Annotated in this window: 22 protein-coding genes; 13 read left to right on the top strand and 9 right to left on the bottom strand. The window is 37.2% G+C overall.

The genetic code is table 11. From position 1 onward, the window contains the following. Positions 1 to 318: 318 nt before the first annotated feature. The 3 genes from JEM65_RS04205 to JEM65_RS04215 all read left to right on the top strand — a co-directional run bounded on the left by JEM65_RS04205 (position 319) and on the right by JEM65_RS04215 (position 3,917). On the top strand, positions 319 to 750 hold the full coding sequence (locus tag JEM65_RS04205) for a DUF6146 family protein (RefSeq protein ID WP_199597385.1): 432 nt from the start codon (positions 319 to 321) through the stop codon (positions 748 to 750). Between the two features lie 36 nt (positions 751 to 786). Then, positions 787 to 1,281 (top strand): DUF6787 family protein, encoded by a 495-nt coding sequence (locus tag JEM65_RS04210; RefSeq protein WP_199597386.1) that lies wholly within the window; start codon positions 787 to 789, stop codon positions 1,279 to 1,281. A gap of 392 nt (positions 1,282 to 1,673) precedes the next feature. After that, positions 1,674 to 3,917, top strand: coding sequence for a TonB-dependent receptor (locus JEM65_RS04215; protein WP_199597392.1), 2,244 nt, complete (start codon positions 1,674 to 1,676; stop codon positions 3,915 to 3,917). 37 nt (positions 3,918 to 3,954) lie between these two features. On the opposite strand, the gene JEM65_RS04220 is transcribed toward JEM65_RS04215, so the two are convergent. Further along, positions 3,955 to 4,227: a hypothetical protein gene (locus JEM65_RS04220; protein WP_199597394.1), complete on the bottom strand. Its 273-nt coding sequence runs from the start codon at positions 4,225 to 4,227 to the stop codon at positions 3,955 to 3,957. Positions 4,228 to 4,276: 49 nt separating this feature from the next. Then, positions 4,277 to 4,873 carry a GTP cyclohydrolase I FolE gene (folE, locus tag JEM65_RS04225; protein ID WP_199597396.1) on the bottom strand — a complete coding sequence of 199 codons (597 nt, stop codon included), beginning with the start codon at positions 4,871 to 4,873 and terminating at the stop codon, positions 4,277 to 4,279. 516 nt (positions 4,874 to 5,389) lie between these two features. On the opposite strand from folE, the gene JEM65_RS04230 reads away from it, so the two are divergent. Continuing rightward, a complete protein-coding gene (locus tag JEM65_RS04230) occupies positions 5,390 to 6,049 on the top strand; it encodes an ABC transporter ATP-binding protein (RefSeq protein WP_199597398.1) in 660 nt (219 codons plus the stop codon). A gap of 2 nt (positions 6,050 to 6,051) precedes the next feature. On the opposite strand, the gene JEM65_RS04235 is transcribed toward JEM65_RS04230, so the two are convergent. Together JEM65_RS04235 and JEM65_RS04240 are read right to left on the bottom strand one after the other, a co-directional pair. Continuing rightward, positions 6,052 to 6,231, bottom strand: coding sequence for a hypothetical protein (locus tag JEM65_RS04235; protein ID WP_199597399.1), 180 nt, complete (start codon positions 6,229 to 6,231; stop codon positions 6,052 to 6,054). Further along, on the bottom strand, positions 6,212 to 6,358 hold the full coding sequence (locus tag JEM65_RS04240) for a hypothetical protein (RefSeq protein ID WP_199597401.1): 147 nt from the start codon (positions 6,356 to 6,358) through the stop codon (positions 6,212 to 6,214). Before JEM65_RS04240 ends, JEM65_RS04235 begins: the two co-directional genes overlap by 20 nt. A gap of 205 nt (positions 6,359 to 6,563) precedes the next feature. On the opposite strand from JEM65_RS04240, the gene JEM65_RS04245 reads away from it, so the two are divergent. Further along, on the top strand, positions 6,564 to 7,337 hold the full coding sequence (locus JEM65_RS04245) for a TIGR02757 family protein (RefSeq protein WP_199597403.1): 774 nt from the start codon (positions 6,564 to 6,566) through the stop codon (positions 7,335 to 7,337). A gap of 343 nt (positions 7,338 to 7,680) precedes the next feature. After that, entirely contained in the window at positions 7,681 to 9,162 is a 1,482-nt protein-coding gene (locus tag JEM65_RS04250) for a S10 family peptidase (protein WP_199597405.1), read from the top strand. A 69-nt stretch (positions 9,163 to 9,231) separates the two neighbouring features. Here JEM65_RS04250 and JEM65_RS04255 read toward each other — a convergent pair whose 3' ends face one another. Beyond that, positions 9,232 to 11,118: a M61 family metallopeptidase gene (locus JEM65_RS04255; RefSeq protein ID WP_199597407.1), complete on the bottom strand. Its 1,887-nt coding sequence runs from the start codon at positions 11,116 to 11,118 to the stop codon at positions 9,232 to 9,234. 157 nt (positions 11,119 to 11,275) lie between these two features. Here JEM65_RS04255 and JEM65_RS04260 point away from each other — a divergent pair, with 157 nt between their 5' ends. The 5 genes from JEM65_RS04260 (at position 11,276) to JEM65_RS04280 (ending at position 16,550) form a co-directional block, all read left to right on the top strand. Beyond that, complete coding sequence (locus tag JEM65_RS04260) at positions 11,276 to 12,283, top strand: glycosyltransferase family 2 protein (RefSeq protein WP_199597409.1); 1,008 nt, start codon at positions 11,276 to 11,278, stop codon at positions 12,281 to 12,283. A 107-nt stretch (positions 12,284 to 12,390) separates the two neighbouring features. Continuing rightward, positions 12,391 to 14,313 carry a BatA domain-containing protein gene (locus tag JEM65_RS04265; protein ID WP_199597411.1) on the top strand — a complete coding sequence of 641 codons (1,923 nt, stop codon included), beginning with the start codon at positions 12,391 to 12,393 and terminating at the stop codon, positions 14,311 to 14,313. Further along, complete coding sequence (locus tag JEM65_RS04270) at positions 14,310 to 15,563, top strand: dihydroorotase (RefSeq protein WP_199597413.1); 1,254 nt, start codon at positions 14,310 to 14,312, stop codon at positions 15,561 to 15,563. The genes JEM65_RS04265 and JEM65_RS04270 overlap by 4 nt, the downstream gene beginning before the upstream one ends. A gap of 1 nt (position 15,564) precedes the next feature. Next, positions 15,565 to 15,891 carry a DUF4870 domain-containing protein gene (locus JEM65_RS04275; RefSeq protein ID WP_199597415.1) on the top strand — a complete coding sequence of 109 codons (327 nt, stop codon included), beginning with the start codon at positions 15,565 to 15,567 and terminating at the stop codon, positions 15,889 to 15,891. Positions 15,892 to 15,893: 2 nt separating this feature from the next. Beyond that, entirely contained in the window at positions 15,894 to 16,550 is a 657-nt protein-coding gene (locus JEM65_RS04280; RefSeq protein ID WP_199597417.1) for an alpha/beta hydrolase, read from the top strand. Positions 16,551 to 16,597: 47 nt separating this feature from the next. On the opposite strand, the gene JEM65_RS04285 is transcribed toward JEM65_RS04280, so the two are convergent. Continuing rightward, complete coding sequence (locus JEM65_RS04285; RefSeq protein ID WP_199597419.1) at positions 16,598 to 16,792, bottom strand: hypothetical protein; 195 nt, start codon at positions 16,790 to 16,792, stop codon at positions 16,598 to 16,600. Between the two features lie 5 nt (positions 16,793 to 16,797). After that, positions 16,798 to 17,559 carry an MBL fold metallo-hydrolase gene (locus JEM65_RS04290; RefSeq protein ID WP_199597423.1) on the bottom strand — a complete coding sequence of 254 codons (762 nt, stop codon included), beginning with the start codon at positions 17,557 to 17,559 and terminating at the stop codon, positions 16,798 to 16,800. Between the two features lie 90 nt (positions 17,560 to 17,649). On the opposite strand from JEM65_RS04290, the gene JEM65_RS04295 reads away from it, so the two are divergent. After that, the gene (locus JEM65_RS04295; RefSeq protein WP_199597425.1) at positions 17,650 to 19,101 is read left to right on the top strand and encodes a TonB-dependent receptor; all 1,452 of its coding nucleotides are present in this window, start codon (positions 17,650 to 17,652) and stop codon (positions 19,099 to 19,101) included. Between the two features lie 59 nt (positions 19,102 to 19,160). Here JEM65_RS04295 and bcp read toward each other — a convergent pair whose 3' ends face one another. Further along, complete coding sequence (gene bcp, locus JEM65_RS04300; RefSeq protein WP_199597427.1) at positions 19,161 to 19,613, bottom strand: thioredoxin-dependent thiol peroxidase; 453 nt, start codon at positions 19,611 to 19,613, stop codon at positions 19,161 to 19,163. Between the two features lie 37 nt (positions 19,614 to 19,650). Here bcp and JEM65_RS04305 point away from each other — a divergent pair, with 37 nt between their 5' ends. Continuing rightward, complete coding sequence (locus JEM65_RS04305) at positions 19,651 to 20,331, top strand: endonuclease III domain-containing protein (protein ID WP_199597429.1); 681 nt, start codon at positions 19,651 to 19,653, stop codon at positions 20,329 to 20,331. A gap of 302 nt (positions 20,332 to 20,633) precedes the next feature. Here the strand turns inward: JEM65_RS04305 and JEM65_RS04310 are convergent, their stop codons facing one another. Continuing rightward, a complete protein-coding gene (locus JEM65_RS04310) occupies positions 20,634 to 21,218 on the bottom strand; it encodes an RNA polymerase sigma factor (RefSeq protein WP_199597431.1) in 585 nt (194 codons plus the stop codon). Positions 21,219 to 21,323 lie beyond the last annotated feature (105 nt).

Below are 21,323 nucleotides of genomic sequence, written 5' to 3' on the forward strand. Positions count from 1 at the left end.
TAGATTCCCGTTTTCACGGGAATGACTCCCGATAATTATCGGGAATGAACAACCTCGACCCAAGGGTACGAGGTATCAAGTAGAAGTTCCTTTTTTATTTCGACGCAGAGCGTCGGGGAATAAAACCCAAGGATCCCGCTAAAAAGCGGGATTAGTTCAACTAACAATTTTTAATTCATTGCTTCGCAACTTTTAAAAATTGAGTTTCACTAATTTAAAGAAGTCGCGCCTGTAGGATCGACTTCTTTGTTAAAAAAACCTCTATTAATCAAACTGTTGGGTATAATTTTTGTAATTTAAATGGTAAAAGACATCGTTATGAAAACCGTTATCACAATTATACTTTTAGCAACGTTTGCAATATCCTGCAACAGTACAAAAACACCCCGTACTATAGCTTCCAATAGCACCTCTACAGCACAGGACACGGTCAGGATTGCCAACGATTCTTTAGAATATGAAATTCTTATTATTGAACCTGGTTTTAATTCTTGGCTTGCCTCTACCGCAAAACCAGAAGGGTTTTATTCACAAGAATATATGGAAAGTAGAAATAGAATCTATGTTTCAGAATGGAACCAACGTGTGCTGCAGCCTCAACGTTACAACAGTAATTTGTACGAACTTCAAATTGATTATCAACCCACTATAGATTACGGTTATGAGGTGAATTACAAACTTTACAACTATTTTATATACTTTCAATTAACCTACAGGCAAAAATTAGGTCCTTTTACTCCTCGAATTTAGAGGAATAACAGTATCTTCGCACCGCAAAAAGGTGCAATGGAAAATTTCAAGAAAAATTGGCAAATACAACATAACTGGCAGTTGCTTTTTCCTGTTTTGGGCATGCTCATGTTAGGGTATTCCTCTTTCAGATTGGTAGACGTCATTGTGGGGGGCATCAATTTATTTTTGGTTATAATCCTCTCCATGGTTCTGTTTTTTATCCTGCTAAAACTGACCTTGTTTCTGTTTAAAAAACTAGAACGTAAATGGTCTGTAGAATACCGATGGGAAATGATCCGCGTGTTTATTGTGTTTGCAATTACTGGTTCTTCCTCCGTATTTATAGGAAAACCCATTATTGCGTTAATCGGTATTACAAAAGAGAATTTCAATACTGTATTCTATTGGATTTTATATATTTTAGTAGGATTAATCTTCTATCAAATTTTACTGGTGGCCTACGGGTGGCTGTTTGGCCAGTTCAATTTCTTTTGGGAGTTTGAAAAAAAAATGTTACGAAGATTCGGATTGGAAAAATTTTTAAATTGATGAGCGCATTAAGGCTAAATATACTTTTTAAAAGCGTGACACTTGTTTTAGTGTTAGCGTTTTTATTGCCTTCTGCGGTTAAATTCATGCATATTTTTGAACAGCACCAACATGAAATATGTTTGGGAGAACCTGATTCACATTTCCATACACAAGATGTCGACTGCGAATTTTATAAATTCAAATTAAATAGTCCATTTACAATTCCTAAAAACACTATTGTACTACTTGCTTTCTCTAAAATAGAAAGTGCCATCCCTACGCATTACTCTTTTCTAAGTGAATTTCAAACGCTTCATTTCTCACTCAGAGGTCCCCCTTCAATTAATTTAATCTAGTTTTTCTGAAATCACTTCAGAATAAAATCATATTAAATTAATTACAATACATCTATGAAACAGATATTTTATGTATTGCTATTTTTAGCAATACCATCCATTTACGCACAAAATACCTTACAGGGGAATGTCGTAGACAAAAACACAAATGAACCTTTAATTTTTGCGAATATTTATATGACCCAATTAGAAAAAGGTGCTACCACTGATGATCACGGGAAGTATATTCTTTCAAATATTCCAAACGGCACCTATAATATTGTTGTCTCGATACTGGGGTATGAAACCTATTCCCGAAACCTCTCTTTTCCTTCCACAAATCAATTTAACATCAAACTCATCCCCTCTGCAATTGAAATGGAGGAAATTATCATCTCAACACCTTTTCATAAATTACAAAGTGAAAATGTGATGAAGGTTGAACGGGAAACCATTGCCACCCTACAGACCAAAGGCGCCATGACTTTAGCAGATGGCATGACCTCTATTGCAGGTGTTGAAAGCGTAACCACTGGGGTTAGTATTGGAAAGCCTGTAATTAGAGGCTTAAGTTCTAATCGGGTATTGGTATACGCACAAGGTGTGAGATTGGAAAATCAGCAGTTTGGCGAAGAACATGGACTCGGCCTTAGCGATTCAGGAATTGAGAGTATTGAAGTAATCAAAGGCCCCGCTTCCCTGCTCTATGGTAGTGATGCGCTTGGCGGCGTGCTGTATTTAAATCCTGAGAGATTCGCGCAGGCCAATTCCAATCAGGCAGATGCGAGCTACAATTATTTTAGCAATACCAAAGGTTTCAATACAAACGCAGGCTATAAAGCGTCGGGTGACCACTTCAAATTTTTGTTTAGAGGAAGCATAGCGGAACATGCAGATTATAATACTGCCAACTACAGAGTGACCAATACCCGTTTTAGAGAACAGGATCTTAAGGCTGGTTTAGGCTATCAAACAACCAACTTCAAGACAGAATTGCGCTACAATGTCAACAATTCTAAACTTGGCATTCCTGAAACTATTGGCGAACAAAGCACTGATAAAACCCCTTTGCTGCCCTTTCAGGAAGTGACCAATCATGTATTGAGCTCAAAATCGACCGTATTCTTCAACAATTCAAGTTTGGATGTTAATTTAGGATTGCTCTACAATGATCGGAAAGAATTTGAAGAGCCGCATCCTCAAGATGAGGATGAAGATCACGCTGATGATGATCATGAAGATCTAGAAAATGAATTCCTTAATGCTGATCATTTAGAGGCAGCACTTCATATGAAACTTAAGACCATCAATTATGACGTGAAATATAATTTACCAACACTTGGTAGGTTTGAAACCATCGTAGGTGTTCAAGGAATGAGCCAAAGTAATACCAACTATGCTGAAGAACAATTAATCCCAGATGCTACCACCAATGATTTCGGGGTTTTGGCAACCTCACACATCCATTTTGACGACGCTGACATCCAAATTGGCGCACGCTATGATCATCGGAGTATCGATGTTGTTTCTGGACTAAACAAAAATTTCTCAAGTTTTAACGGTGCAGTTGGTATTAAAACAAATCTGGTTCAAAAAGTAACAATCAGACTGAATTTGGCATCGGGCTATAGAGCTCCAAATTTAGCTGAACTCACCTCTGATGGCACCCATGAAGGGACCAACAGGTATGAGGTTGGAAACGACCAGTTAAAAAATGAACAAAATTTTCAAGCCGATTTAGCCTTGGAATATAAAAATGAGCATATCGAAATATTTGCAAATGCTTTTTATAATAAAGTGAACAACTATATTTTCCTTTCATCTAATGGCGAGTTTATGGAGGAGACACCTGTGTATGATTATTTACAAGCCGATGCTAATCTATATGGAGGAGAACTAGGGCTACACTTCCACCCTCACCCACTAGATTGGTTGCATATTGAAAGCAGCTTCGAGACGGTTACAGGTGAACAGGATAATGATAGCTATTTGCCACTTATTCCTGCCAACAGCCTATCCAACACCTTGAGAGTAGAATTTAACTCCAAGCATATTCAGAAATTTTACGGGTTTGTAAGACTCAAAACCACTTTTAAACAAGCTCATGTGGGAGATTTTGAGACACCAACAAACGGTTATAACCTTTTAGGTGCAGGCTTAGGAGGCACTGTAAAATTATTCAAAAAAGATTTGGATATAAAGATTTCAGGGAGCAACCTTACCGATAAAAAGTATATCAATCATTTATCACGTTTAAAACCGGAAGGGATTTTTAACATGGGAAGAAATATCAATGTAGGAGTGACCTACACACTTTAAAACTAAAAATCCCTTTCAAATGTGAAAGGGATTTTTTTTATCTTACTTCTATTGTTTTCGGCTTCTTAGCAAACACATAGGTGTAAAACCACATGATGGTGAAAGACGGAATAACATCAAAACCAGGTAGTATTTCTTCAATAAATGAAAACATTCCCGCTATCCTACCTTTTCTTCCGGCATACATTTTTGTCATTAAGAAACCTGAAACAGGCGCCCATATAATATCAATAAAAGTAATCATTCCAATAGCATCAAAGACGATCCCCAGAACGAGTTTTTGATTTTTACTTAAGTTATCTAAATTCATGGTTTAATTATTTATTCAATCTATTATAACAAAAAATATACCAAAGATATCAGGAGAATGTATGACTAATCAATTTTAAAAACTCGTTACGAGTTTCTATCTTTTCAAATTGCCCTCTGAACCCTGACGTTGTAGTTACAGAATTTTGTTTCTGTACGCCACGCATCATCATACACATGTGAGACGCCTCAATCACTACAGCAACACCTTGAGGTTTAAGGGTATCATTGATGCAATCTAAAATTTGTTCCGTTAAACGCTCCTGTACTTGTAAACGTCTGGCAAACACATCCACAATCCGGGGCAACTTGCTCAAACCCACAATCTGTCCGTTAGGGATATATGCTATGTGAGCTTTTCCGAAAAATGGTAAAATATGATGTTCGCAAAGTGAATATACCTCAATGTCCTTCACAATCACCATTTCATTATAAGACTCCTCAAACATTGCGCTTTTTAAAATTTCTGCAGCATCCTGATGGTAACCTTGTGTTAAAAACTGCAGTGCTTTAGAGGCACGCTCAGGTGTTTTTAAAAGCCCATCTCGGGTAATATCTTCTCCTAAATCTGTAATGATACGCTCGTAGCGCTGCTTAATATCTTCGGTAATCTGAAGGTCATATTCTTCTAAATGTTGGTAACCCATCACTTTCTTATTTAAGTTTACATTGTTGTCCGATTAAAATCTTATACAATTTGATTTTGCTAACAGCAGCAAACTGTCAGGGAAATTTAAAAATATATCACCTTGCTAAAGCCCTAAAGGGCGTTTTAGTTTTTGAGCTTAAAAATGAAAATCCGATAAGCTTAATTTTCAAATGTTTGCGAATCAAGTCTTATGTCTTTCAGCGAAGCGGTCTTAAGTCTTTGTCGGACACTAATGTTAAGTTTAGATAAAAATACATGATAATAACAAAATTAAATCTGAAGTCATCAACTATATTTTATTCACTTGTATACTATTGATGGATTGATATTTGATTTTAATAAGGGGTTTCACATATTTTCAAATGATACCTATCTTCTTCGAAAGGATGTTATGGACATAGTCCAACTTATTTTACCTTTTCTTATGTCGTGAAGTTTCATTTTGCTAAGAATCCCAATTCATAATTGGATAGCAACAAACAAAATACTAACTTGCCTTTCTTTTTTAAAATACATGATAAAAGCTAACAATATCCACAAATATTACACTGATCTCCATGTCTTGAAAGGTGTCGATCTTAACATTCAAAAAGGAGAAATCGTTTCTATTGTAGGAGCTTCTGGAGCAGGGAAAACAACACTTTTACATATTCTGGGTACTTTGGATAAAGCATCATCTAAAGATCAGGGCACATTGCATATCAATGATGTGGACATCATGGGGCTATCGGATAAGAATTTGGCTAAATTTAGAAATGAGCATATTGGCTTTATTTTTCAGTTTCACCAATTACTACCTGAATTTACGGCGTTAGAAAATGTTTGTCTTCCTGCCTTTATAAAAAGAACACCTAAGAAAGATGCTGAAAATCGCGCGAAGGAATTGTTGGATTTTTTAGGACTGAATCATAGACACCATCACAAACCTGGCGAGCTGTCAGGTGGGGAGCAACAACGTGTGGCCGTGGCAAGAGCCTTGATCAATAATCCGGAGTTAATTTTTGCAGATGAACCTTCTGGAAATTTAGATAGTGAAAGCGCTGAGAACCTTCACAATTTATTTTTCAAGCTCCGTGACCAATTTGGCCAAACCTTCGTTATAGTAACCCACAACGAAGAGTTGGCAAATATGGCCGACCGGAAATTGGTCATGGTAGATGGAAAAATAGTTTAAAGCTATTGTTTGATATCAGGGATAGTATCCACGATACGGTCAATAAATCTGCTTATAGCTCCACCTAATTGATGCCCACCTTTATAGAGTGGTACATTGCCTAAAACATTATCAAAATTTGTTATAGAATTGCTTACAACATTTAATGTTGAGTCTACGATATCATCTGTGTTTTCCATCATTTACTTGTTTACGGTTATCTTGAAATTGTTTTAAATCATTGATGGCGTCCTTACCCAGCTTGGTACCAACACCAATGGCAAACAGCGCAACAGCTGATTTAAATCCAAATTTTATAAGTGATTTCATTAGCATCTTATTTTGAATGAGTAGCACTAAATTAATTAAATTAAAGCAGTCAAAAAACATAAAACTGTTTTGAGTTTAAAATTATTCTGATTGCGTCAAACTTAAAATCACCCATAAACCATTAATTTAGTTGCCATGGGATAATGGCAAGAAAATTGATAAACAAATAAACCATTTCAAAAACCACCTAAAACCCCCAGTATCATTGAACAAGCAAGAACTGAAAGAATTTCTAGATGTTAAAGTCATCGCCTATAACCATCCCCGTTTTATTGAAAGCGACCCTATTCAAATTCCCCATCAATTTTCAAAAAAGGAAGACATTGAAATTGCGGGCTTCCTCACTGCCACCATTTCTTGGGGCAATCGTAAAAGCATCATCACCAATGCTAAAAAAATGATGACGATGTTGGACCAGTCTCCTCATGATTTCATTTTGCATCATGAAGCTTCTGACTTACATAAACTTCACAATTTTGTTCATAGAACCTTTAATGAAGAGGATTTTAAACAATTCGTTAAAAGTCTTAAACATATTTACAATGAACATGGCGGATTGGAAGCTGTTTTTCACAAACACTCAGAAGAATTTTCGACGCAGAAAGCCATTCATCAATTCAAAAAACAGTTCTTTGAAATTGAGCATTTGCCACGCACCCAAAAGCATGTCAGTGACCCGTTAAAAAACTCAGCAGCTAAACGCATCAATATGTTTTTGAGATGGATGGTGAGGAACGATCATAACGGTGTGGACTTCGGACTTTGGAAAACGCTCTCACCCGCCCAATTATCCTGTCCGCTAGATGTACACTCCGGAAATGTGGCACGGTCTTTAGGCCTATTGAAAAGATCGCAAAATGACGCGAAGGCCTTGAATGAGCTGGACATGGCGTTAAGGGCATTGGATAAAAACGATCCTGTAAAATATGACTATGCCCTTTTTGGTCTTGGCGTTTTTGAAGACTTTTCTAAATTGTAAAACCAGAGAAAAGACGTATTTGTTTGTGCACACCAACTACTAGATTACTACCATACCCACAAGAGCTGAACATCAATAATAGCCCAGAGATTCTGAAAGCATAGTGCTCACCAAGCACACTTAGTGCCTGATTATGCCAGTTACGATTTTGCATTGAACCCATAAAACTTATCAGGCGCATTACGAGATTTCTCATAGAGAATCCACTAAAAATATTTCATTGCCACTCTCCCCATTAGACACTTTTAAAATATTGCGACAAGCTGGGTATGGTAATTTTTACCATAATTTAAAACGTCATCCAAAAAAACATTTTATCTTTAAAGGTTAAAATTCTAACCAAATGAAAAACCTTTTCTTACTACTTGCCACATTTTTTACAAGTCTACTCTTTTCGCAGGTCCAAAAAATTCCTGTAGATACGATGGTGGTTACCAATCATTCTATTACTATAAACGGTCAAAACCTTTCCTATCAGGCCATAGCTGGAACTCAGCCAGTGTGGAATGAGAAAGGCGAACCCACTGCAACCTTATTTTACACCTATTATAAAAAAAGCAATAGTGAGAAGGAGAAACGCCCTATAATTTTTTCGTTTAACGGCGGCCCAGGTTCAGCATCAGCATGGATGCACATTGCCTATACCGGACCTGTCATTTTGAATATGGACGATGAAGGCTATCCCGTACAACCATATGGTGTAAAAGACAATCCTAATTCCATTTTGGATGTTGCCGATATTGTGTTTATCGATCCTGTAAACACAGGGTATTCACGAATGATTGAAGATAAAGACGGTAAATTACCAGACCGAAAGTCGTTTTTTGGAATCAATGCCGATATTACCTATTTAGCGGAGTGGATGAATACGTTTGTCTCTCGTAACAACCGTTGGGAATCTCCTAAATATTTGATTGGAGAGAGCTACGGCGGACCAAGAGTGATGGGCTTGTCTCGCGAATTGCAAAACAGCCAATGGATGTATTTAAATGGGGTCATTTTAGTGTCTCCAGCCGATTATAAAATATACTCAACCGATCAGCCAATTTACTCGGCTTTAAACCTTCCGTATTTTACTGCCGCCGCTTGGTATCAAAAAGCGCTTTCCCCTGCCCTGCAGCAAAAGGATTTACTGGAAATTTTACCAGAAGTTGAAACCTATACCATTGATAAAGTCATGCCGGCGATTGCTAAAGGAGGATTTATTTCTGACCAAGAAAGAAATGAGGTGGCCGAAAAAATGAGTCTGTATTCAGGATTGGACAAAGCCTCAATTGTTGATCATAATTTGAATGTGCCAACAAACTTCTTTTGGAAAGAATTGTTGCGTGAGGATGGCTACACCATTGGAAGATTGGATTCCCGCTATTTGGGCATTGATAAAATGACCGCTGGCAACCGCCCTGATTATAACGCTGAATTAACCTCTTGGTTACACTCCTTTACCCCGGCAATCAATTATTACATTAGAGAAGAGTTAAAATTTAAAACCGACATTAAATACAATATGTTTGGCGATGTACATCCTTGGGATAGACAGAATGACAACACAAGAGATGGTTTACGTCAGGCAATGGCTCAAAACCCATTTTTAAAGGTATTGGTGCAGTCTGGATATTATGACGGGGCTACAACATATTTTGCAGCTAAATATACTGTTGGCCAAATGGACCCAAGCGGCAGGATGAAAGATCGTGTAACTTTTAAAGGCTATCGCAGCGGACATATGATGTATTTAAGAAAAGAAGATTTGAAGCTGGCAACGGATGATATCAGACAATTTATCAAAGACTCTGATTCTAAAGGAAAACCTGCCAAGTATTAAAAAACATATAAGCACAAAAAAAAGCCTGGCGAATGAATTCATCAGGCTTTCTTTATTTAAGAAAATGTTTTAACCTTTCAACCACGCTTGTCTTAGCGCTTTCTGGGCTGATGATGCGTTTTTATCTTCAATTAAAGTTTTACTAAAGGTAAAGGCTTGTCTCAATTCTCCTTTAAAAATCAACTCCTTACCATCACGCTCTACCTTTATTTCATAAGCACTACCAGGTTGCCATTGGTACATGGCGCCAATTAAAGACTGTGCATTTTGCAGGGTTAATACCGTGCCCCCAACCTCTTTAATGACGTCTCCAGGCAACACGCCTTCTTCCGTCCAGAAACTATTATTGACAACATTCTCTGAAAAGAATAAGGTCATCTTTTCTTGGTCTCCACTAAAAATAAATCCGGTACCATCTTGAATGTAAGACGTTTCAACCTTTTTATCGCCCATGGTCAACCCCACTTTATTAAAAAACAGATGATAATCAATTGGCGTAGTGCCTTCTACATGCGTTTTTAAAAACTCAGCAACAGATGGGTAGGTCATTGCAGAAATTTCAGTAATTAATGCGTCATCACTAAAAGGTTTGTTCGTCCCGTAGCGCGTAGAAAGCTCCTTCATTAAAGACAACATGCTGCGTTGGCCATTACTTTCTTCGCGCATTAAAATATCAATACACATTCCTATCAGCGCTCCTTTGGAGTATACATTGATATAATTCTCTGCATAAGGCGCCTCTAAAATATTTTCACTCATTTCCGTAAAACTCATACGGTCATCAAAATATGAAGACATCTTAATTTTTTCCATGAGTTGCGCATAAAACTCTTCATTGGTCATTAAGCCTTCAGAAATTTGAAAATGCTGCGCAAAATATTCGGTCACCCCTTCATACATCCATAGATGCTTGGAGAAGGTAGGATTGTTGTAGTCAAAATAATGCACATCTTCTGAATGCACAGAAAGTGGTGTTACAATATGAAAGAACTCATGTGCCACAATATCAATCATCGCTTTTTCCAGTGCATCAATAGGCATGGCTTCCTGTAAAACCACAACCGTAGAGGTATGATGCTCCAAGGCTCCAAAACCTTTAGGCGCATCCTCGGTGGCATCGGCCAAATAGAGAAAAATATCGTATCGTGGTGTAGAATTGATAGCTCCCAAATACGCTTTCTGACCTTCCATCATTTTATACATAGAGGGCTTTAATTCGGCAGCACTATGCACAGAATTTGGAGAATATACACTCAGCACCACTTTAATATCACCCACCATAAATTCTTCAATGCTCATGTCGCCATACATCATCGGATTGTCTGTAATATCAAAGTAGCGAGGCGCCAGATAACTATGGGTAACTGATCCGTCAGCATGTGGCGTATTTGCAGTAACCTGCAACGCTGAAGAATGCTTAAAAATAGCCGGTGCCGCAACATCCAAGGTATATTGATTGTTCTTTAAAGCATCAAAATAGCCGATAAATCCGTGAAGATTCAGTACATAGTTTTTTTCTTCAATATTGGTTCCTGCTGGAGAGAAAGGCATATCCCCACCAATACCGCCTTCAACCTCCTGGTCAAACGTATCATTGACCTGGTACACAATTTTATCGAGCTTCTTAGCATTAGAAATTACCCAAGTATTTTCTTCAGGGTGGGTAAATTGCAAAGGGTTCCCATTATAATCGAGTGCTTTAAAATCTTCCACAAAGCGTCCAAACGCACTAACACTGTAGGTGCCTTGTACTACTTTTGGCAAATAGTAGGTAACTGTTTCTTCGGTAAACCTTCCCGGATCAATAGTTACTGGCACTTTATCATTGGTGACCGCAGTGAGATTAATTGTCGTGACAATAGGTGTGCTTACTGCCAAATCATTGCTTATATTTTTTGAAGAACCACAAGCGGCGAGAAGCACTGCTAAACCTATGCTTGTTAAGAAATGTTTCATTATTTTTTTTAGTTTAAAATTTTGATGTTTTATTTTTCTTTGATAAACCCCCGAAATATGATAGGCCTTCTCAAGGACAACAAAACTACAGTGTCAGTTCCTTATTTTAGTAAAGGTTGTGTTAAAATAGACCATCTAGAAATCGTATTTTAGCGGGATGTTACCACCTTTAGTCAGTATTTTAACGCCTTTTAAAGACAGTGCATTATTTTTGGAAGACTGTCTAAATTCCATCATCAACCAAACCTACTCGCAATGGGAATTGCTGATTGTTGATGACCATTCTTCAGATGACAGCTCTACTATAGTAGCGGCTTTTGCAAAAAAAGACCCTAGAATAAAGGTGTTTAAAAATTCTGGTCAAGGCATTATTGAGGCCTTGAAAATAGCGTTTAAAAACAGTTCAGGTGAGTATATTACACGGATGGATAGTGATGATCTCATGGCTACCAACAAACTGGAAACCATGGTGCAGAACCTAAAAACCCATGGAAAAGGACATGTGGCTTTAGCGTTGGTATCTTATTTTTGCGAAGGAGATCTCGGAGATGGCTATAAGAATTACGAACAATGGCTCAACAGACTTACCAAAACAGGAGCAAATTATACTGAAATATATAAGGAATGCGTTATCCCCTCACCTTGCTGGATGGTGCATAGAGACGATTTGATGGCCTGTGGCGGCTTTGAAAGTGCTGTCTATCCCGAAGATTATGATTTGGCGTTTCGGTTTTATAAATACGGTTTGCAATGTATTCCTAGTGAACATATACTGCACCATTGGAGAGACTATAGCACCAGAACCTCGCGAACCGACGAGCACTATGCCGACAATCGTTTTTTAACCTTAAAATTGAACTATTTTTTGGAACTCGACAGAAATTCAGATCATGCTTTAGTACTTTGGGGTGCTGGGTTTAAAGGGAAATTTTGTGCCAAATTTTTAAAAAAGCACAAGGTGCCATTCATCTGGATTTGTAATAATCCGAAGAAAATAGGGAAACACATTTATGACAATGAACTGCAAGCGGTGTCTGCTTTAAACGATGTAATACAACCTCAAGTAATTGTGACTGTTGCCAATAAAATCTCACAAAAGCGGATTACAGGTATCTTAGAAAATCAAGACTTGGGCAAAGCCAAGGATTATTTCTTTTTTTGTTAGTAATCTCAGCTTATTAAGGTTAAATTTCTCAAGGTCATAAGACGTTTATCCTCCCGTATTATTTATATTTGACACGCGTCTTCAACAGTTATAAATCAGAGAACGGAATGCAGTTTAAAAATCCAGAAATTCTTTACGCTCTTCTCCTGCTGATCATTCCTATTATCATCCATTTATTTCAATTAAGACGTTTTAAAAAGGAAGCCTTTACCAACGTTCAGCTTCTTAAAACCATTACCATACAAACGCGTAAAAGTTCGCAACTAAAAAAATGGTTGACCTTATTGACCCGTATGTTACTTTTGGCGTGCATCATCATCGCCTTTGCACAACCTTACCAGAGCAACACCAGCTCCTTTAACACCAAGAGCGAAACAGTTATTTATTTGGACAACTCCTTTAGCATGCAAGCCAAAGGTGCCAATGGAACCCTTTTAAATACGGCCGTCCAGGATTTAATTGAACATATGGGTGACAATGAAAACATCAGCATTTTTACAAATGATCTTAACTTTATAAATACAAGCATTAAGGCGATTCGGAATGATTTAATTGAACTATCGTATTCAGCCAATCAATTAGAATATGATGCGATGGTCTTAAAAGGAGAAAAGGCATTCTCTAAAGATAAAGGCAGCATTAAAAACTTTGTGCTCATATCTGATTTTCAACAAAAGCAAGCCCCCATAACCCTTAAAAATGATAGTCTCATCAAGTATAGGTTAGTACAACTAACGCCTACAAAAGCAGCGAACGTCAGCATTGATTCTTTATACATTTCAAAAACTACTATAGAATCTCTTGAATTGACTGTTCTCTTGAGCAATCAGGGCGATCCCATTGAAACGCTTCCCGTATCTTTATTTGAAGATGACCAACTGATGGCAAAAAGCGCGGTGAGCATCACTACTACTGCTGAAACGGTGTTTACCATCCCCAATAATAAAGCCTTCAAAGGAAAAATCACCATTGATGACGGGTACTTAAATTATGATAACACCTTTTATTTTAACTTAGACAGAAACGACCCCATCAAGGTTTTAGCCATCAATGAAGCAGATGCTGCCTTCTTAAAAAAATTGTATACCGCTGATGAATTTGACTTAACGCTAGTCGATTTTAGAGCGCTTAACTACAACAGTATTGCCAATCAAAATCTGATCATACTCAATCAACTAAAAAATATTCCCAATGGTTTGGTGACCTCTTTAAATTCATTTTCAGAAGACGGCGGAAGTATTTTAATTATTCCTTCAAGTGAACCCGAATTAGACTCTTACAATCAATTGTTTAACATTTTTTTATTTCCTAATTTCCATGCGAAGGTTTCGACTGAGAAACGCATTACTAAAATCAACTTTTCCCATCCGCTGTTAAATAATGTTTTCGATAAAAAAGTGGACAATTTTCAATACCCCAAGGTCCAGACGCACTACACTTTTGCAACATCAGGAACACCCATATTAAGCTATGAAGACAGCACTCCATTTTTGACCCAAGTCAACAACACCTATGCCTTTTCCGCAGCTTTGGATGAAAACAACTCCAATTTTAAAAACTCCCCACTAATCGTCCCTATATTTTACAATATTGGCAAGCAAAGTTTAAAATTGCCCCGTTTATATTACACGGTTGGAACCACAAATACCATTGATATTAGGACCACCATACAACAAGATGCTATTTTAAAACTTGAACAGGCAGAAACCGCTATAATCCCTCAGCAAAAAACCTACAGCCATAAAGTCCAAATGATTACGGACGACTATCCCAATACAGCTGATATTTATCAAGTCAAAAACAATGAAAATGTTGTACGACACCTCAGTTATAATTATGACAGAACTGAAAGTGCCCTTAATTACCTAAATCTCTCTCAAGTTAAAAACAGTATCAAAAATACTTCTGTGGCCTCTGCCATAGAGGATATAAAAAGTATGACAAATGTTAATGAGCTATGGAAATGGTTTGTTATTTTTGCAATAGCTTTTTTAATTATTGAAATGCTCATCTTAAAATTTCTTAAATGAACGTACTCATAAAATCGGCTACCATAGTAGACTCCAAAAGCGATTTCCACAATGATACCTGCGATATCCTCATACAAAAGGGCATCATTACCCAAATTCAGAAACAGATTGAAAATACTTCCAAATTTAAAGAAGTCACTTTAGATAATCTTCATGTTTCCCAAGGTTGGTTTGATAGCAGTGTGAGTTTTGGAGAACCTGGTTATGAAGAGCGCGAAACGATAGCTAATGGACTAAGAACAGCAGCACTTTCCGGTTTTACGGATGTTGCGGTAAATTCCAACACCAATCCGGCCATTGACAGTTATGCGGATATTTCATTTTTAAAAGCAAAGGCGCAGGGCAATCCCGTTAATTTATTTCCTATTGGTGCGTTGACAAAACATAGTGATGGCGAAGATCTGGGAGAGCTTTATGATATGACCAATGCTGGTGCCATCGCTTTTTATGATTACCAAAAGCCCATCAAAAACCCTAATTTGATGAAATTGGCATTGCAGTACGCCAGTAACTTTGGAGGCTTGATCTATTCATTCCCACAAGAATCTAAAATCTCAGGACTTGGTGTGATGAATGAAAATGTGATGAGTACCTCCTTAGGATTAAAAGGAAACCCGACCCTTGCTGAAGAATTACAGATTGTGCGCGATTTGTTTTTATTGGAATATACCGGTGGAAAATTGCACATCCCCACTATATCATCTGCCAAATCAGTAGCGTTGATTAGAGATGCAAAAGCTAGAAAATTAGATGTGAGCTGCAGCGTGGCCATTCATAATTTAATATTGACGGACGACGAATTAAAAACCTTCCATACCCGCTTTAAGGTAGCACCACCATTACGCACCCAATCAGATTGTAACGCATTAATTGAAGGCTTAAAAGATGGCACGATTGACATCGTAACATCTGACCATAACCCAATAGATATCGAGCATAAAAAAATTGAATTTGACTATGCCAAATATGGTACAGTAGGTTTAGAAACAGCCTTTGGCGCTCTACACACCATCTTCAGTTTAAAAAAGAGCATTGATCTATTGACAAAAGGAAAAGAGCGCTACGGTCTAGAGTCTATACCTATCGCTATAGGTGAAAAAGCAAAACTAACCCTGTTCAATCCGAGTGAAAATTACACTTTTAATAAGGACATGCTTCATTCTACCTCAAAAAACACCATTTTTGAAGGCCATAAACTAAAAGGAAAGGTTTACGGCATTTACTCAAACCATCAACTCGTATTAAATTAAGATGCAAAATTCTACTGTAAAAGAAGGCAAAACATTGGCCATTGTCAGCTATTTCACATTTGTAGGCCTCATTATTGCCATCATCATGAATTTGGAAAAACGAAATCCATTTACGTCGTTCCATATCCGTCAAATGCTTGGCTTAATTATGATGCTCATCTTTTCAAATCTAGTTGAAGAATATATCAATAGCTTGTTAGGAACCGCGTTTTGGATCATTACCTTTGTATCTTGGCTATTTGGGCTATATCACGCTATCAAAGAACAATACAAACCCATCCCTGTTTTAGGCGATAAATTTCAGGAATGGTTTAAAAATATCAATTAATTATGTCAGAACTTTCATTACATCACGTTACGAGACCTTCCATTTTAAAAGAAAACGCACCCGTTCTCATCATGCTTCATGGTTATGGAAGTGATGAAAACGACCTTTTCGGATTCGCTTCTGAAATGCCTGAAGAACTGTTTATTATTTCGGCAAGGGCACCCTTCCCTATACAACCGTATGGGAATGCGTGGTACGCCATCAATTTCGACGCGGAGATGAATAAATGGAATGACAACGAACAGGCCATTCAAACGCGCGATTTAATTGCAAAATTCATTGATGAAGTTAAAGCAACTTACCCTGTCAATAAAGATACGGTGTCTCTTTTAGGCTTTAGCCAAGGTACTATCTTGAGCTATGCTGTGGCACTCACCTATCCTGAAAAAATTAAAAATGTAATTGCTCTAAGTGGCTATATCAGTCCAGAAATGCTTCCGGAGGATATTGAAACTAAAGACTATTCGCGGTTAGCGTTTTATTGCTCCCATGGGAGCCAAGATCAGGTGATTCCTGTAGAATGGGCGAGAAAAGTACCGCAGTTTTTAAATTCGTTGAACGTAAAACACAGCTACAGTGAATTCCCTACTGGTCACGGTGTAGCCCCACAAAATTTTTATGAGTTTAGAAGTTGGCTGAATAAAAGATTAGAAAAATAAGAATTCTCTATAATATTCAGCAAACTCTAAATTATAATGTATCTAAATCACTGAGGCTTAGATTTATACTTCTCAAGCTCCTTGTTGAGATGTGCAATAGAATCCTTAAGAGTCTGTTCTCTTTCTATATGCTTAGTCATTTTCTCTTGGTAAGATTCAAAGATGTTCTTTGAATTTACATATTGAAATACCATCAATAGCAATGCAAAGATGAATGCATACATAAAGATTTTACCTTTCATAAGTCTTAAAGTTTAATTTGTAGGTTATCATAAGCCAAAAAGACATTTTTAGGTAGTTTTTTTTCAACTTCATCATGAAACCCTAGCATATGGCTAATATGTGTCAGATAAGCACGTTCTGGTTGTACTTTATGTATAAGCTCCAGCGCTTCTTCTAAATTGAAATGTGAAATATGTTCTGTTTCTCGCAACGCATTAACTACAAGAACTTTAACACCTTTTAACTTCTCAATCTCTTCGTCCTTTATCAATTTCATATCTGTTAAATACGCAAATTGATCAAATCGGAAGCCAAACACCTGAAGGTTGTAATGCATCCCATTAATAGGCACTACGGTCAAATTGCCCACATCAAATGGTTTATTTTCAATTCTTATGGGTGTTACACCAGGAGCGCCAGCATATTTGTTTTCAGTTTCAAAAATATAGGCAAATCGCTCTTTAAGTGCCTTTAAGACACGATTGTGTGCATAAATAGGAATGTCGCCCTGCTTAAAATAGAACGGTCTAATATCATCGAGACCCGCCGTGTGATCAGCGTGTTCATGGGTAAAAATAACACCATCCAATCGCGTGCATTGCGCAGTCAACATTTGTTGCCTAAAGTCAGGGCCACAATCGATCACATAGGTATACCTATCCCACTCTATCAGGACGGAAACACGTAGGCGTTTGTCCTTGGGATTATCGCTTAAACAAACAGGATGAGTGCTTCCTATTACTGGAATTCCTTGAGAGGTACCGGTTCCTAAAAATGTGACTTTCAAAGGCGTTTTGTTTGGAACAAAAGTAAGTTTATTTTTTCTTTTAAGAGCGCAATTCGATACCTTTGTGGCTTACAACACTCAATCTACAACATGGAGATCACCTTAAAGGGCGACAAAGAATTCGAAGATATTCCGTCGCTTAAAACCAAAGCACTTCGTATTAATCTCAATGAGAATATCTACGGAACTTTTGCAGAAATTGGCGCAGGACAAGAGACTGTACGTCAGTTTTTTAGAGCTGGTGGTGGCTCTGGAACCATTGCTAAGGCCATGTCAGCATATGATAAGGATTTTAGTGATGCTATTTATGGTATTGAAGAAGATGGACGTTATGTAACGGAAGCGCGCTTGCGCAAAATGCTAAACCATGAAATCAATTTAATAGAAGAACGCCTTTCACGGGACAAGCATCCCAACAAAATGTTCTTTTCTTACGCCAATACGGTAGCAACCATTGATTTTGCTAAGCAATATAAAGGCCATGGCTGGGTAGGTATCCGGTATCAAATTGAACAGGACAAACCGTATAACGAAATAATTTTGCATTTGCGTTTTAGGGAAAATGACGCCAGATTACAACAGGAAACGCTTGGTATTCTCGGAACCAACCTTATTTACGGTGCGTATTACAAGTACAACGAACCTAAAAAATTATTGCGTTATTTATACGACCATTTAGACAAGGATCAAATAGAAATTGATACCATTAATTTTTCAGGACCTGTATTTGAGAATGTTGACAATAGATTGATGAGTTTGCAATTGGTCAAAAATAATATGACAGATGCGGTCATGTTTGCTCCTGACGGAAACAACGTGCTGCCTGCTAAAATTCTTTACAAGAAAAATATCTTGGCTTTACGCGGTAGTTTTAGACCCGTAACTAAGGTGAATATTGACATGTACCAGAGATCTTATGACATGTTCGTCAAAGAAAACAAGGTCGATCCAAAAAATACACAAGTTGTTTTTGAAATTACACTCTCCAATTTAAGGGCTGAAGGAGAAATTGATGAACAGGATTTTATGGACCGAGCAAAATTGCTGTGCTCTTTGGGTCATACGGTTTTAATTTCCAACTTTCAGGAGTATTACAAATTGGTGGAATATTTTTCTCAATACTCTAAAAACAGAATGGGATTATCCATGGGAGTGAACAACTTAGTGGATATTTTTGATGAGAAATATTACCGCCATTTGAGCGGTGGCATCTTGGAAGCTTTCGGTAAACTGTTCTTTAAAGATTTACGTGTCTATCTTTATCCAATGGTCAATGAAGACGGTACGTTGACGGATAGCGAAAACCTAAAAGTACATCCACGAATGAAAGAATTGTATAAGTTCTTTAAATATAACGGCAAAGTGGTAGACATTACAGATTACGACCCCAATATTCTTACCATTTTTTCAAGATCTGTGCTTAAAGCCATTTCAGAAGGCGATGAAGGCTGGGAAGCCATGTTACCACCTGGAGTAGCCAAAATTATAAAAGAAAAAAGCCTCTTCGGTTATGAAGCAGAAGAAGTTTACAGAGATCAATAAAAAAAAGACCTTAGTTTATAAAAGCTAAGGTCTTTTTTTGAGACAAATAGTTGGACTTACTAAGCCAAAATTTGTTCCGTATGTATTTTTGCTTTAACCTTGTCAATGACTTTTTCTATAACCCCGTTTTCATCGATTACAAACGTGACTCGGTGAATACCATCAAAAGTACGGCCCATAAATTTCTTTTCACCCCAAACATCAAAGGCTTTAATCACTTCTTTCTCCTCATCAGCCAACAACGGGTAAGGAAAATCATATTTTGCTTTAAAATTGGCTTGTTTTTTTTGGTTATCAGCACTTACACCCAGAATTTCATAGCCTTTATCTTTTAAATCCTTATAATGGTCCCGTAAGTTGCAAGCTTCAGTGGTACAGGTTGGTGTATTGGCTTTTGGATAGAAAAAAACAATTAGTTTTTTTCCTTTGTAATCTGACAACGTAACTGTATTCCCCTGATCATCCTTTGCTGAAAAATTTGGAGCCTTGTCTCCTACTTTTAATTTGGTCATAACTATTTTAAATTTGATATTTGTAAAAATACAACTAATGACCAAACAAGAAAAGGTAGATTTTGTTATTAATACGTTAAACCAACTGTATCCAACAATCCCGGTGCCTCTAGACCATAAAGATCCTTACACACTTTTAATTGCAGTGTTGCTGTCTGCGCAAAGTACAGATGTACGCGTCAATCAAATAACGCCGCTACTTTTTGAAAAAGCTGATAATCCTTATGAAATGATCAAGCTATCTGTTGAAGAGATCCGCGAAATTATAAAGCCTGTGGGTCTATCTCCAATGAAGAGCAAGGGCATTTATGGATTGTCTCATATTTTAATTGATAAGCATAACGGACAAGTGCCAAAAACCTATGAAGCGTTGGAAGAATTACCTGCCGTAGGCCATAAAACTGCTGCTGTAGTGCTGTCTCAAGCCTTTGGCATTCCAGCTTTTCCTGTAGATACCCATATCCACAGACTCATGTACCGTTGGAACTTAACCAATGGAAAGAATGTTGTACAGACAGAACGGGACGCAAAGCGCCTCTTTCCTAAAGAAATTTGGAATGATTTACACCTACAGATTATATGGTACGGAAGGCAATATTCTCCTGCACGAGGCTGGGATTTAGAAAAAGACATCATTACCAAAACCATTGGGAGAGCAAGTGTGCTGCAAGCATACTATAAAAAAACACAAAATTCAGCACGTCATAATCAAATGTGACTTGATAACCCTCAAGATTCCTTCATTTTATGGAACAAAAAAAGTCCCGTTCAGTGAATTTCACGGGACTTTTCCAATCTTAGTTTAGAAGTGCTTCAAACTTCCATTTATTACAATGTATAACACTTAAAGCCTTAGAATAATTTAAAAGAAGATTTACAGTTTCTTCCTTTGGATTCAGGTTGTTGTTCTTCTGGGGATATTCATAGTAAAGTTTTGCCATTATAAGGATTTTTGTTTGATTATAATCCTAATAACGCAGTAAAATTAACTTTAGTATGTGTAATTTGTCTTTAGTAATTCTAATTTGTCAAAATAATGTTTTTCTGTTCAATAACTTTCCTTAAATTAATTAAGGCATAGCGCATTCTTCCCAATGCTGTGTTGATGCTCACTCCTGTTTTATCAGAAATTTCCTTAAAACTCATGTCGTTATACATTCGCATGACCAGGACATCTTTTTGATCTTCGGGCAACTCCTGAATTAAACGTCTTAAGTCCGATTCAATTTGCTCCTTAATCATTCCTTTTTCTGCATCGAGTGAACTATCACTCAATACCGAAAAAATACTGAATTCGCCCGAATTGTCAAATTTAGGCATTCGGTTACTTTTTCTAAAATGATCAATAACCAAGTTATGGGCAATACGCATGACCCAAGGCAAGAACTTACCTTCTTCATTATATTTTCCTAATTTCAGGGTCCTGATGACCTTGATAAAGGTATCCTGAAAGATGTCTTCAGTGATATCTCTATCATAAACTTTGGAATAGATAAAACTATAAATTTTCTGCTTATGTCTTGTGATCAATACCGAGAGCGCATGCTCTTCTCCTTTGATATAATTGCTCACTAAAACAGCGTCGCTGACTGGTTCGTGTTCCATAATAATTACTTTAAATGCTAGGAAAGCTCCTTGCTTGGGGTTAATCTATATAAAGTAAAAGTATGGTATAGGCGACTGGTTTGTATGAATGTTCGGGGTCAAATA

The sequence above is a fragment of the Gelidibacter salicanalis genome (assembly GCF_016469035.1).
Taxonomy (GTDB): domain Bacteria; phylum Bacteroidota; class Bacteroidia; order Flavobacteriales; family Flavobacteriaceae; genus Gelidibacter; species Gelidibacter salicanalis_A.